This is a genomic window from Dinoroseobacter sp. S76, from assembly GCF_049801095.1.
Lineage (GTDB): Bacteria > Pseudomonadota > Alphaproteobacteria > Rhodobacterales > Rhodobacteraceae > Dinoroseobacter.
In genome coordinates this window covers 226,038-239,630 of sequence record NZ_JBNAGH010000004.1, presented here as the reverse complement: position 1 = coordinate 239,630, position 13,593 = coordinate 226,038, and the positions used below count along the sequence as shown (strand labels likewise).

Annotated in this window: 9 protein-coding genes; 6 read left to right on the top strand and 3 right to left on the bottom strand. The window is 64.7% G+C overall.

Annotated features, from left to right (window positions below; all coding sequences use genetic code 11):
* Window positions 1-532 precede the first annotated feature (532 nt).
* On the top strand, window positions 533-1,222 hold the full coding sequence (locus ACP153_RS14300) for a hypothetical protein (protein WP_424971680.1): 690 nt from the start codon (window positions 533-535) through the stop codon (window positions 1,220-1,222).
* A gap of 69 nt (window positions 1,223-1,291) precedes the next feature.
* Here ACP153_RS14300 and ACP153_RS14295 read toward each other — a convergent pair whose 3' ends face one another.
* The gene (locus ACP153_RS14295) at window positions 1,292-1,948 is read right to left on the bottom strand and encodes a response regulator (protein ID WP_424971679.1); all 657 of its coding nucleotides are present in this window, start codon (window positions 1,946-1,948) and stop codon (window positions 1,292-1,294) included.
* Window positions 1,945-3,399, bottom strand: coding sequence for a cache domain-containing protein (locus ACP153_RS14290; protein ID WP_424971678.1), 1,455 nt, complete (start codon window positions 3,397-3,399; stop codon window positions 1,945-1,947). Before ACP153_RS14290 ends, ACP153_RS14295 begins: the two co-directional genes overlap by 4 nt.
* Window positions 3,400-3,602: 203 nt before the next feature.
* On the opposite strand from ACP153_RS14290, the gene ACP153_RS14285 reads away from it, so the two are divergent.
* The 4 genes from ACP153_RS14285 to ACP153_RS14270 all read left to right on the top strand — a co-directional run bounded on the left by ACP153_RS14285 (window position 3,603) and on the right by ACP153_RS14270 (window position 11,995).
* Window positions 3,603-4,688 (top strand): TRAP transporter substrate-binding protein, encoded by a 1,086-nt coding sequence (locus ACP153_RS14285; protein ID WP_424966841.1) that lies wholly within the window; start codon window positions 3,603-3,605, stop codon window positions 4,686-4,688.
* A 115-nt stretch (window positions 4,689-4,803) separates the two neighbouring features.
* Window positions 4,804-5,757, top strand: a complete 954-nt coding sequence (locus ACP153_RS14280; protein ID WP_424971677.1) for a TRAP transporter small permease subunit — start codon at window positions 4,804-4,806, stop codon at window positions 5,755-5,757.
* An 18-nt stretch (window positions 5,758-5,775) separates the two neighbouring features.
* Window positions 5,776-8,130 (top strand): TRAP transporter large permease, encoded by a 2,355-nt coding sequence (locus tag ACP153_RS14275; RefSeq protein ID WP_424971676.1) that lies wholly within the window; start codon window positions 5,776-5,778, stop codon window positions 8,128-8,130.
* Between the two features lie 502 nt (window positions 8,131-8,632).
* Window positions 8,633-11,995, top strand: a complete 3,363-nt coding sequence (locus tag ACP153_RS14270) for an Rne/Rng family ribonuclease (protein WP_424971675.1) — start codon at window positions 8,633-8,635, stop codon at window positions 11,993-11,995.
* A 52-nt stretch (window positions 11,996-12,047) separates the two neighbouring features.
* Here ACP153_RS14270 and ACP153_RS14265 read toward each other — a convergent pair whose 3' ends face one another.
* On the bottom strand, window positions 12,048-12,275 hold the full coding sequence (locus ACP153_RS14265) for a sulfurtransferase TusA family protein (protein WP_424971674.1): 228 nt from the start codon (window positions 12,273-12,275) through the stop codon (window positions 12,048-12,050).
* 133 nt (window positions 12,276-12,408) lie between these two features.
* Here ACP153_RS14265 and ACP153_RS14260 point away from each other — a divergent pair, with 133 nt between their 5' ends.
* The gene (locus tag ACP153_RS14260) at window positions 12,409-13,593 is read left to right on the top strand and encodes a hypothetical protein (RefSeq protein ID WP_424971673.1); all 1,185 of its coding nucleotides are present in this window, start codon (window positions 12,409-12,411) and stop codon (window positions 13,591-13,593) included.

Sequence of the window (13,593 nt, the reverse complement as noted above, 5' to 3'; positions counted from 1 at the left end):
CTAGTGTTGGGCGGCTCCGGGCGCAGGGAGTTTGACCTCCCGAAGGCGGTGCGCAGGGACAAACACTCCACTGTGACAAAGGCGCGAGAGGCAGGGGCGCGGGGGCCTTCTGGTCCAGCACCCCATGATCGGCAACGACGCGGTGTCGGCGCGTCTTATGCAGAGCGGGCCAGCCACAGCACGTCTTGCGCGCCGCCTGCGCTCCCGGTGTGCAAGGTATTGGGCCTGCCACGCGGAAGCCTCGCGATTGAGGACGCCCGGCGCAGGCTCGGCGGAGCCCGCCGCCATGAGGTCCATTGCCGAACAGTGATCTGCGCAGGAGGAGCGCCTGTGCCAGTCCGTCATCTGATCCGGCGACGCATGACAAGCATTGGCTCCGCGCGCACTGGAGGTCGTGCGCATCTTCTGCGCAGTGGCCCCCTGCGTGCCCCTTCCCGGGATCATCCGGCTGGTATTTTGGCCTAACGCCCCTCTGACGCTCCTGCAGGCAAGCTGCCGTCATTTACGGACAATGCATTTCGGGAGAAACCCCATGAAGGATTTACACCTCACCAAACCACCAAGGACTTGGTCCTTGTCCCACATCCTCGCGACCCGCATGTCGGGGCCGGGCGGGCTCTATAACATCGGGAATGCCATCGGGTTCGCCTCGGGCCTGGGCTTTGCGGTCCTGGGCGCCCTTGGTCTCGGCGGCACAGACGCCTTGGTTATGGCCATTCTTACCCATCTCGCCGGGAGCGGCGGGGCCCTCGCAATGTCGCTGGCGATGGTTCTGTTTTTCATCAGTGGTGAGTTCTATCACCGCGCCTATGCGACATCCGATGCGAAGGTTGCCGCTGGGACCCTGAAATGGGCCGATGGGCTGTCCGGCGTTGCGGCCTTGTTCCTTGCGATCTCCCTGACCTTTTTCGGAGAGATCTGGATGGCGATCACCTCCACCGTGCTGCTGGCTGGTGGCAAATTCGGCAACACGTTCCTGCCGCCGCATAGGAGCCAAATGCGGATCGAACACCACACGGCATCCGGTGAGGTGCGCGTGCGGGATGTCGATGTGTTTCGCGTGGCGGTCATACTGAGCCGGGTCCCCGCAATGCTGGGACTGGCGATGGGACTGGTCTCTCAATGGCCGGGCCTGACCTTGCTCGGCGACGGACCGACGGTGATCCTTCTGGGCTGCTACTGCCTGTGGCTGCGCGCGGATCTGCTTTTGGCGAAGACCTGAGATCCAGGTGCGTGCCGCCGCGCGCGCCCGTCGGGGCGGACGCGGGCAGAACAGCGCACGCCCTGGGCGCTAGAAACTGACGCCCGTGCCCTGCAGCACCCCATGCTCCATCGCGTAGCGGGTCAGCCCGGCGGTGGAGGAGATCCCGAGCTTGCGCTTGATGTTCTTGCGGTGAGTTTCCACCGTCCGCACGGAGATATCGAGCGCCGCGGCCACTTCCTTGTTGGATTTACCCGAGGCCAGTTGCAAGAGCACCGTCTGCTCGCGGGAGGTCAGGGGTTCGCGCCCATCGGCGGTGTCCGGGGTGATCGAGGCCGTCGCTCCGGTGCAGAGATAGGTCTCGCCGCGCATCACCGCATCGATGGCGAGGCGGATCTCTTCGGTCGGAACATCCTTGAGGATATAGCCGCGCGCGCCGTGGTTCATGGCGCTGGAGATGTATTCGGGGCTGTCATGCATGGAGAGAACCAGGATCCGCGTATCGGGGCGTTTTTCCAGCACCATCTCCGTCGCGCTGAGCCCGTTGATCTCGGGCATGTTCAGGTCGAGCAGGATCACGTCCGGGTTCAGAGCTTCGACCTGCTCGATGAGCTCGCGGCCATTGCTCAGCCGACCGACCACCTGCAAGTCCTCATAGGTCTCGAGGATCGCTTCGATCCCTTCGGCTACCATGGGGTGGTCGTCCACGATCACGACGCGGGTGCGGGGCGGGGTCTGGGTCGTCATGCGCGCGCCTTTCGCGGTTGCGTTTGGGGCCCGGCGGCCCGGTCCGGATCGGGCGGCAGGATATGGCTGAGCGGCACGGTGGCGTCGATCCGCGTGCCCCGCTCGGAGGAGAAGACCCGCAAGGTGCCGTCCAGCTGTTCCACCCGTTCTTGCATATTGCGCAGCCCGAGGCCACCGGCGCCCGGGCTGAGATCGGGGCTGTTCGCGAGCCCGCGCCCATTATCGGCCACGCGCAGGGTGGCGCCGGTCTTGTGGCCGAAGAGATCCACATGGACCTCCGTGGCCTGGGCGTGACGCTCGATATTGGTCAGCGCCTCCTGGGCGATGCGGTAGAGGGCGATCTTGGCATCGGGCGCGAGGCGGTTGCGGAAGACCACGGTCTTCAGATCCGCCTTGATCCCCGTGCGCTTGGTGAACTCCTCGGTCAGGGCGTGGATCGCGGGGCCGAGGCCCAGATCGTCGAGCTGGCCGGGGCGCAGGTCGCGGCTGATCCGGCGGACCTCCTGAATGGCGCCATTGAGCCCCTCGATCCCTTTTCCGATGTTTTCCTCGGCGCGCGCATCGCCCGCCTGCACCCGGCGCCGGGCGAGCTCCAGCGCATAGCGGATCCCCACCAGAAGCTGGCTGATACTGTCGTGGAGCTCCCGGGCCACGCGGCCGCGTTCCTCCTCCTGGGTGTCGAGGACGCGCTGGGTCAGGGCCTTGAGCTTGGCATCCGCCAGCCGCCGCTCGCGGATATTGATGATGAGGCCCGAGCCAAACACCGCCAGAAGGGCAGCCAGCGTGATCGCGCCGATCCAGAAGAAGGTGCGGGCCACGCGCTCTTCGGTGACGGCGCGGGCGGCGGCCACATTGGCCAGCACATCGTCGATGAAAATCCCCGTGCCAAGCGCCCATTGCCAGTCCTGCAGCCCGACCACATAGGTGATCATGCGCTCGGCCTCGCCGGTCGAGGGTTTCTCCCAATCATAGGTGTGATAGCCGCCCCCCGAGCGGGCGATGCGGATCAGCTCATCGACCACGGGCACGCCATTGCGATCCGTGCGCCCAGACCAGTCCCGCCCGATCAGCTCGGTCTGGCGGGGGCTGACCAGATTGGTGCCATCGTAATGGTAGACAAAGAAAAATCCGTCCCGGTCATAGATCATCGCGGCGAGGATCTGGGTCACCCGCTCCTTGGCGGCTTCGTCATCCGGGGCGGCGCGGCCGTATTCGGCAAAGAACGCGGTGCGGGCGAGCTGGATATAGTTGTTCAGCTCGCGCTTCTTGGCCTCGATCAGCTGGGTTTCCAGCACCGAGATCTCGCGCTCGGCCAGCTGCCGTGCCTGATTGGCCACCACCAGCGAGATTGCCGCCACCGCCAGCACGAGCGGGATCGTGGCGAGCAGGAACAGCTTTTGCCCATAGCTCAGCCGCAGCCGCGTCAGGAGGTTCGACAGGAACGCCTTCATGTCCCCGTATCTACTGCCAAAGCGCGCGGTGACCAAGCCCGCGGATCGCACGCGCAGGGCAGGGGGCGTTTCATCTTTCTTTGACGAATACGTAGTGGTGGGTATTTCCCCGCGTCCGACCTGCGGCTAGGGTCCGCGCACTCTTAACGATCCGCCCATCACGTAATGGGATGGGCATATGCACACTCTAGGGGAGGATACTTATGGATCGTCGTTCTTTCTTGCGGAACTCGGCGCTGGGTGGGACCGCTGCCGTTGCGAGCGCGGGCCTTGCCGCTCCGGCCATCGCACAGGGTTCGCGGACACTGACCATGGTCACATCCTGGCCGCGCGGCTTCGCGGTGCTCGATGACGCGGCCACCTATTTCAACGAAGCGGTCAACGCGATGTCCGGCGGCAGCCTGATCATCGAGAAGAAGGCCCCGGGCGAGCTTGTGGGCGCGTTCGAAGTGTTCGACGCGGTGACCTCCGGTCAGGCCGATCTCTATCACTCGGCAGACTACTATTTTGGCGGCCAGCACCCGGGCTACAACTTCTTCACGGCTGTGCCCTTTGGTGCCACCGCGCAGGAGCTGACCAACTGGTACTACCATGACGGTGGTCAGGACCTGCATAACGAGCTGGGCGAGATCTTTGGCCTGCACTCCATGCAGTGCGGCAACTCCGGCTCCCAGTCCGGTGGCTGGTTCCGCAACGAGATCACCTCTGCCGAAGACTTCAACGGCCTGCGCTTCCGGATGCCCGGCCTTGGCGGTCAGGTGCTCGGCAAGCTCGGCGCCTCGGTGCAGAACATCCCGGGCGGCGAGCTCTATCAGGCGCTCTCCTCGGGCGCGCTGGACGGTCTGGAATGGGTTGGCCCCGCAGCAGACGAGAAGGCCGGGTTCCAGGAAGTGGCCAAGGTCTACTACACCGCCGGCTTCCACGAGCCGGGCTCGGGCCTTATCGCGGCCATGAACCTCGATGTGTGGAACGAGCTGTCCCCGGCCCATCAGGCCATCGTCAGCAACGCCGCCATCGCCACCACCCAGTACCAGCTGAGCCAGACGCTCGCCATGAACGGCGCGGCCCTGGCCCGTCTGCAGGCGCAGGGCGTGCGCGCGCTGCAATTCCCGGATGATGTCTGGGATGCGTTCGGTGCGGCCTCCAAGGAAGTGCTCGACGAGAACATGGATGACGAGCTCTACGCCCGCATCCGCAACAGCTTCGACGCCTCGCTCGCCAAGTCTTCGGACTGGCTGCTCAAGTCGGACGCGAACTTCGTCGCACAGCGCAACCGCGTTCTGGGCTGACACGACCCGAAACGAACCGCAAAGGCCCCCCGGTGGGGCCTTTGCCACATAGACAGCACCGCGCAGCGGATCGGATAACCGACAGACGCGCATCAGGACGACCGGGGGACCGCCGATGGAGACCGAAGCAGATCCGAACCTTCTTGCCAGTCTTGCCGGGGGCATCTGGTGGGTGATCCAGAATATAGGCCAGGCCATCGTGAACACGGGCTGGGCCATCGCGAACCCGAGCCAATGGCTCGGCTGGATCGGCGGGCTGGAGACGACCGAGGACAAGCAGGCGCTCATGCGCTTTGCCTATTACGGCGCCTCGGTGGAGTTCTTTTTCTTCATTTTCACAGCCTTCCTGATCGCCATCGGGATCGGCATCGCCAAGCCGCGCGCCATGTGGGGCATGGTCATCGGGCTGGAAGGCTTTGCCAATATCGTCGGGCGTTTCGCCGCCTGGGCGGGCCTGCTGATGGTGTTGCAGCAGATCCTGATCGTGCTTTTGCAGCGCTTCTTTCTGGTCAGTCAGATCTCCATCGGACCTTTCGGCTACACCTTCACCAAAGACCTCAGCTGGTTTGGCGAAGAGTTGAAGCTCTATAACGCCATCGTCGTCTGTCTCTGCTGCGCCTACACCTTCGTGCAGGGCGGGCATGTGCGCGTCGATCTGGTCTATTCCGTGGTCCGCCACCGCACCAAGAAGATCATCGACATGATCGGCAGCCTGATCTTCATGATGCCGGCCATGGTGCTGATCTGGCTCTATTCGTGGTTCTTCATGTGGCGCCACCTGATCACGCCGAAAATCTCGGCCTCCGACCCGTTCGAGCGGATGCAGCTCAAGGCCCGCGCCGTGCGCTGGAATGTCGAGACGGTCGGCTTCAGCCCCCAGGGCTTCAACGGCTACTTCCTGTTCAAGATCCTGATTTGCCTCTTCGTGGCGATGGTCTTCCTGCAGGCAGTGGCGTTCTTCCTGCGCTCCTTCATGGAGCTGCGCGAGGGCGAGAAGAGCTTGGGCAAATATCACGACAAGGATGCCTTGGGTGATGAAGACGCGGAACGCGTCGCAGAAATCCACTAAGGCACGGGACGACAGATCATGATTTTAGGATTGGATGGCATCGAAGTTGGCCTGATCATCGTGTTCCTGTGCCTGTTTGGCGGGATCATGTCGGGCTTTCCGGTGGCCTTTGCCATTGGTGGGGCGGGGGTGATCTCCTTCGGGATCATCGCGGCGCTCGACAGTGCGGGCCTGCTGATACATCAGGCGATCAACACCCAGAGCCCGGAATACGCAGCCCTCATCGCCGAAGGCGTGGCCCGCGAGGCGATCAGCGTGTTCCGATACCCCGAACTCCCAAGGATCGAGGAGCATCTCTTCCCCGGCGGCTGGGAACAGGCGATGGACCGGAACCTGTCGTTCATCGTGAACCGGCTCAACGAGCGGGTGATCGCGGGCCAGAGCATCGAGACCCTGCTGGCCGTGCTGATGTTCGTGATGATGGGCATCACCCTGGAGCGCTCGAAGATCGCCAATGACCTGCTGACCACCATGGCGCGCGTCTTTGGCCCGCTGCCCGGCGGTCTGGCCGTGTCCATCGTGGTGGTGGGCGCGTTCCTCGCGGCTTCCACCGGGATTGTGGGCGCGACCGTGGTGACCATGGGCCTGCTGGCTCTACCGACCATGCTGCGCAATGGCTACTCCAAGGAGCTTTCCACCGGGGTCATTGCGGCCTCGGGCACGCTGGGGCAGATCATTCCGCCCTCCATCGTGATCGTTCTGCTCGGCACGCTGGCGGGGGATATGTACGCCACCGGCCAGGAGAAGCGCGCCCAGATTGCGGGCTGTACAGATGCGCTGACCTTCCTGGGTGAGCCTGCGGTGCTCTCCGTAGGCACGCTCTTTCAGGCGGCGGTGCTGCCGGGGGTGATGCTGGCACTGCTCTATGCGCTTTACGCTTTCGGTTTTGCGGCCTTCAACCCGTCCAAGGCCCCGCCGGTGGTCAGTGACCGTCCGACGGGCGAGATCATCACCCGCAACGAGGCGCTGACCTGGTTCCTCTTTGCGCCCTTCGGGCTGATCGCGGCGATCCTGCTGGCGATGAACGTGGGCCTGATTGGCTCGCAATCCACCGCTGTCTCGACCGTGACCGAGGTCGGCGCCACCGCGGAGTTGCGCACCAATGTCAGCCCGACCTGTCAGGCCTCGATGATCGAGCTGCACGGACAGGAAAAATGGGACCGCGCCGTTGCCCAGGCCGAGGAGATCGCAAGCTCCGGCGGGGCGACCGAGCGGCGCGACCTGACCCCCGAGGAGCTAGAGGCCGCCAAGGCGGAGCGTCTGGCCAATATCGCGCCCATCGGCAGCGGCATGACCATCTTCTTCCTGCTTTTCGCGCTGACCCTGATCGTGGCGCGCGGTGTGGCCCCCTCGGCCAATCCGCTGCCCCTGATCATCGGTGGAGCCGGGGTGGTGCTGGCCTTTGCGGCGGATGCGCTCCTGATCCCGGCAACCATGTCGGCGGGGGGCAGCTTCACGCTGCTGGCAATCCCGTTCCTCATGGTGCTTTATGGCTGCCGCACGGCGGTGGCGCGGCTCGGCAAGAACGATCTGATCCGCGTGGTCTTCCCGCCGCTCGTCCTGATCGTGGCGGTGCTGGGCTCGATCCTCGGCGGGATCACCAACCCGACCCCGGCGGCGGCGCTCGGGGCAGGGGGGGCGATCATGCTCGCGGCCTATCGCAAGCTACGCGAGGATGAGCAATCGGCCAAACTGATCATTGGGGCGTCCTTTGCGCTGGTGATCATGATTGTGATCGGCATCAATTTCGACCTGCGCACGGGCGTGGCCGAAATCTCGTTTGAGGATTGGGTCGCCATCATCCTGGCCCAGGCGGCATATCACGTGGCCGTGTTGGGCCTACTCTATTCCTGCTGGGTGCTCTTCACCCGGGGCGTGCTGAGCCCGGTGGTGCGCGAGACGGCGAAGGTGACGAGCATGGTCTTCACCATCCTCATCGGCTCGCAGCTTCTGAACCTCGTGGTGATCTCCTTCGGCGGCGAGCACTACATCCAGCAATTCCTGCGCAGCTTCGACAATGAGCTCGTGGTCTTCCTGATCGTGATGCTGGTGCTCTTCATCCTCGGCTTCGTGCTCGACTTCCTGGAGATCATCTACATCGTCATCCCGATCGTGGGGCCGGTGATCTATGGCGGCACGATGGATCCGAAATGGGTCACGATCATGATCGCGGTGAACCTGCAGACCTCGTTCCTGACACCGCCCTTCGGATTCGCGCTCTTCTATCTGCGCGGGGTGGCGCCACCTTCGGTGACCACGGGCCATATCTATCGCGGGGTCTTGCCCTTCGTGGTGATCCAGGTGGCGGCCCTCGCAATGCTCTGGCTCTTCCCCGGAGTGGTGACGATCGTCCCCAACCTGCTCGGAAACTGAGCGAAAAGTGTTAACGCCAACATGGGGCGGCCTGCGGGTCGCCCCTTCGCGCGCCATTGCCCCGGCCTTGACGCAAAACAATCATTGTCTTTTGGTCCCCACTGGACTTATCTAGGCAAACGGGCGCCCGCCGAATGTATGGTGGTGCCGTCCGGTTTCAGGTTTACCTGCACCCTCGTCCAGAACCCGGCATTTTGGCCGACTTGCACGAGAGGCAGTGTTTTCAGGGGTCTGGTACTTGCGCGCACCCATGCCGCAGTGGCCGGTCCCGGTTCATGCCGCATGACGTACCGTGCGGAGTTAGATTGGCCCGCAAGGGCCGGAGAAACGCGATGCACCGCGACGAGGCAAGCAGACAGGCTTTGAGACGACAAGCCAAGGTGAACGGGACACTCCCCGTTGCCGTTCTGCGCCGCGCGGCACCCATTGCACAACGATCCACGAACAGCATGTCACCGGGCCTCGCGCCCCCTGGCAGGGGCCGTTCGTGCAGAAAGACACCATGGCTAAGAAGATGCTTATCGACGCCACCCACGCGGAGGAGACCCGCGTCGTGGTGGTGGATGGAACGAAGGTCGAGGAATTCGACTTTGAGTCTGTAAACAAGCGGCAGCTCGCCGGAAATATCTATCTCGCAAAAGTCACACGGGTGGAGCCGTCCTTGCAGGCGGCCTTCGTGGACTATGGCGGCAACCGTCACGGGTTCCTCGCCTTTTCCGAGATCCACCCGGATTACTACCAGATCCCGGTTGCGGATCGCGAGGCCCTGCTGGCCGAGGAAATGGCCTTTGCCGAGGCCGATGCGGAAGAAGAGGAGAAGCCCAAGAAGCGCCGCTCCCGCCGCCGCAAGAAGTCCGACACGGCGGCTGAGACCGCGACCGAGGAAGCCAAGGCTGACGCAGCCCCCGTAGAGGAAGGCGCAGATGCAGAAGCTCCTGCGGAAGCTGTAGAGACGGACGCTGCCGAGGCTGAGGACGCCCCTGCGACCGAGGCCAGCGCAGACGACGCTCCGGCCGAGGACGCGGCCCCGGTTGAGGAGGCTGCGGCTGAAGAGCCTGCGGCCGAAGACAGCGCCGAGCCTGCCGCCGAAGAGCCTGCCGTCGACGAGCCCGAGCCCGCCGAAGCGGCCCCGGCGGAGGAGGCGGCTGCTGAGGATGCGCCTGCTGACGAAGCTGCTGCGGAAGAGGCCTCCGCCGAAGACGCGCCTGCCGAAGACGCGGAAGGCTCAGCCGAAGACGGTGACGACACCCCGCGCGCGCCCATGGCCCATGCCATTGAGGGTGAAGACCCGGTCGTGACCTCTGATGCTGAGGTCAAGGATCCCGAGGAGGATGCGGAAGAGGCGTCCGCCGATGCCGAGGGTGAGGCTGCTGCTGAGGAAGCGCCCGCCGAAGAGGCAAGCGCCGAAGAGACCCCCGTAGAAGAACCGACACCGGAAGAGGCACCCGCCGCTGAAGAAGCTGCTCCGGCGGAAGAGGCCAGCGCGGAAGACGCACCGGCTGTCGAGGCCGACGCAGACGCAGACGCAGGGGCTGCGGCGCAAGCTGAAGCCGAAGCGCCCGCCGCAGACGATGCGTCCGAGCCCCGCTCGATCCCCGGCATGGATCTGGTGGATTCGACCGAAGCCGACGGTCCGCTCCCGGTCCTGGGCAGCGGTTCGGATGAGGATGACGCGGTGGAAACCGCCGAGACGCCCACCACCGAAGAAAAGCCCAAGCGCCGCCGTTCGCGCCGTCGCAGCCGCTCGAAATCCGCCGAGGCGGAGTCCGAGACCGAAACGGACACCACGACCGAAACCGCGTCCGACAGCGACGGGGATGACGGTATCGAGGATGTCGCCGATGAGGATGTGGCCGAGGAAATCCGCCGTCCCCGTCAGCGCCGCGAACGCCGTTACAAGATCCAGGAAGTCATCAAGGTCCGTCAGGTCCTGCTGGTGCAGGTCGTCAAGGAAGAGCGTGGCAACAAGGGCGCGGCCCTGACCACCTATCTCAGCCTTGCGGGCCGCTATTGCGTGCTCATGCCCAACACCGCGCGCGGGGGCGGGATCAGCCGCAAGATCACCAACGCTGCCGACCGCAAGAAGCTCAAGGAGATCGCCTCCGAGATCGACGTGCCGCGCGGCGCGGGGCTCATCGTGCGCACCGCCGGGGCCAAACGCACCAAGACCGAGATCAAGCGCGATTATGACTACCTCAAGCGCCTCTGGGAGCAGATCCGCGATCTGACCCTGAAATCCATCGCGCCCGCGCCGATCTATGAGGAGGGGAACCTCGTCAAACGCTCGATCCGCGACCTCTATAGCCGCGATATCGATGAGGTGCTGGTCGAGGGCGAGGCGGGCTACCGCGTGGCCAAGGACTTCATGAAAATGCTCATGCCGTCCCACGCCAAGAACGTGAAGCTCTACGAGGACAACCTGCCGCTCTTTGCGCGCTATCAGGTCGAGAACTACCTCGCGGGCATGTTCAACCCGACGGTGCAGCTCAAATCGGGCGGCTATCTGGTGATCGGCGTGACCGAGGCGCTGGTGGCGATCGATGTGAACTCGGGGCGCGCGACGAAGGAAGCCTCCATTGAGGAGACCGCGCTCAAGACCAATCTTGAGGCCGCCGAAGAGGTGGCACGTCAGGTGCGCCTGCGCGACCTGGCCGGTCTGATCGTGATCGACTTCATCGATATGGAGGAGCGGCGCAACAACACCGCCGTCGAGAAGCGCCTCAAGGACAAGCTCAAGACCGACCGCGCCCGCATCCAAGTGGGCCGCATCTCAGGCTTTGGCCTTCTGGAGATGTCGCGCCAGCGTCTGCGCCCGGGCATGCTCGAGATCACGACCCAGCCCTGTCCCCATTGTCAGGGCACGGGCCTGATCCGCTCGGACAACTCGCTGGCGCTGTCGATCATCCGAGCGCTCGAAGAAGAGGGCATGCGCCGCCGGGTCCGCGAAGTGCTGGTCAAGGCGCCGATCAATGTCATCAACTACCTCTTCAACGAGAAGCGCGAGCATATCGCGCTGATCGAGGGGCGCTATGGCATGGCCGTGCGGCTTGAGGCCTCCACGGATCTTTCCGGTGCGGATTTCACCATCGACAAGTTCAAGACCGCGACCCGCAAAGTGGTCGAGATCGAAGCGCCGGTGATCTCCATCGATACCTCCGCCGCTGACGAGATCGAAGAGGCCGAGATCGTCGAGGAAGAGGTCGAGGCCGAAGCAGCGCCTGCGCCGGAAGAAGCTAGCGAAGAGGGCGCGCCGCGCAAGCGTCGCCGCCGTCGTCGCCGCCGCCGGGGCAATGGGGGCGAAGGCTCGGACGCTCAGACCGGCTCCGAAGAGACGACCCCGTCGGAGGAGGCTGCCGAGGAGGCGGCCCCCGCCGAGGCCGAGGCGCCTGCAGAAGCGGCCGCGGATGCAGACGCGGAAGCCACGGAAGAGGCCAAGCCCAAGCGCCGTCGTCGCCGCCGTCGTAAATCCGCGAGTGCGGAGGCTGAGGCAGCTGCGGAGGCTCCCGCAGAGGAGGCCGAAGCCGCGCCGGAGACCAAGTCTGCCGAGCCCGAAGCGCCGGTGGAAGAGGTCGCAGCGGAAGAGCCTGCCGCGGAAGAACCCACCGAAGCGCCTGCGGAAGAGTCTGCTGTATTGGAGGCCGAACCGGTCGCTGCCCCGGTGGAGGAACCTGTTGCGGAGCCAGTCGAAGAGCCAGCTGAGCCGGTGGCGGAAGAGGAGCCCGCTGAGGAGATCACGGAACCTGAGGTTGAACCCGAAGCCGTGGCTGAACCGGAGCCTGCTGTGGAAGAGCCAGTGGCCGAGCCCGAGCCGGAACCCGCTGAGGACAAGCCGAAGCGTCGAGGCTGGTGGTCCATGTCCCGCTGAATATGAGAACGCGCCTTCGGGCGCGTTTTTCATGTCTCGGGCAGGGCGGCGTTCAGGACTTCCGGATCACGTAGAGCTGCGCATCGCCTTCATCGCTCTGGCGGAGCAGGGCATGCCCGCTCTCGGCGCAGTAATGGGGCACATCCACAATGGCCGCGGGATCATCCGCCAAAAGATGCAGCTCCGCCCCGCTGGGCAAGGATTTCAGCCGCTTGCGGACCTTGAGAACGGGGAGGGGGCATAGCAGCCCCCGCGCGTCGAGTTCGATGGGATCACTCATGGCCCTGTTCTAGCCAAGCCCGCGAGGAACCGCACGCGAAAACCAATGGCGCAAGTGTGCGTTAATGGGCCGTTTACCTGTTCAAAGGATAGTCCGGCGGCTAGTCTCACGGCAGACGCGGAACAGGCAGAGCATGACGGACCCAAAACCCGGCCCCCCGGTGCAACGGCGCAAGGTGTTCTACCTGCCGGGCTATGATCCGTTCCCACCCCGCCGTTACCGCGAGCTCTATCGCCGGGAAGGGGCCGCACAGGCCGAGATCAGCGGCTATGTGCTGGATCTGCAGGGCATGCCGGGCGGTCCTGGCTGGACGGTTCGCTACCTAGAAAACGATCAGGAGGTGGAGACCTCCGTCACTGTCTTGGTCTGGTCCGATCTGGTGCAAGCCTCGATGCGGGGCGGCGTTTTGGCCTCCTATCTGGCGCTTCTGCACACGGTCTGGATCTATCTCAGCAGCGGCGCCTTTCTGCGGCTGGCCCGATTGCGCAAAGGGCCGGTGATCGCGGCGCTCTATCCGATCGTCGCACTGCTGGCGCAACTGGCTTTGGCCGTCGGCGTCGGGGTTGGCGTGGCGAGCCTGATCGGTGGGGGTTTCGGGTTCGGTCTGGGTGTCCTGACCGCGCTTGGCCTCTTGCAGCTGGCCTGTCGGGTGGATCGGTGGCTCTACGCCCATTACCTGATGCGCGACTATGCCTATTCCGCCGCCGAAGGGGGCGCTTATCCAGCCGCCTTGGCGGAAAAGCTGACCCAGTTTGCGGACACCATCGTCGAGGCGGTGACGGAGGGCGCGGATGAGGTGCTCCTCGTCGGGCATTCCTCCGGTGCCTATCTCGCAGTCTCCGTGCTGGCGGAGGTGCAGCGGCGGGGGACCCGCGCGGCGGGCGTGCCCATCGCACTTCTGACACTGGGGCAGGTGGTGCCGATGGTCTCGGCCCTGCCAAAGGCGGATCAGTTGCGCGCGGATCTGGCCGAGATGGGCGCACAGAGCGAGATCTTCTGGCTGGATGTGACCGCGCCCGGGGATGGCTGCGCCTTTGCGCTGTGTGACCCCGTTGCGGTCAGCGGTGTAGCCGGCGACGATCAGCGCGCGCCAGTGATCATCTCGGCCCGTTTCACCGAGACACTCGCCCCCGAGACCTGGGCCCGCCTGCGCTGGCGGTTCTTTCGCCTGCATTTCCAGTATCTCTGCGCCTTCGACCGACCGGGGGATTACGACTATTTCCGCATAACCGCCGGGCCGCTCACCCTGCGTCAGCGCTTCGGCACTCGGGCCTCGTCGCCCAGCGTGCTGCGCCGCAACGTGGCGCCACGTCCGTGA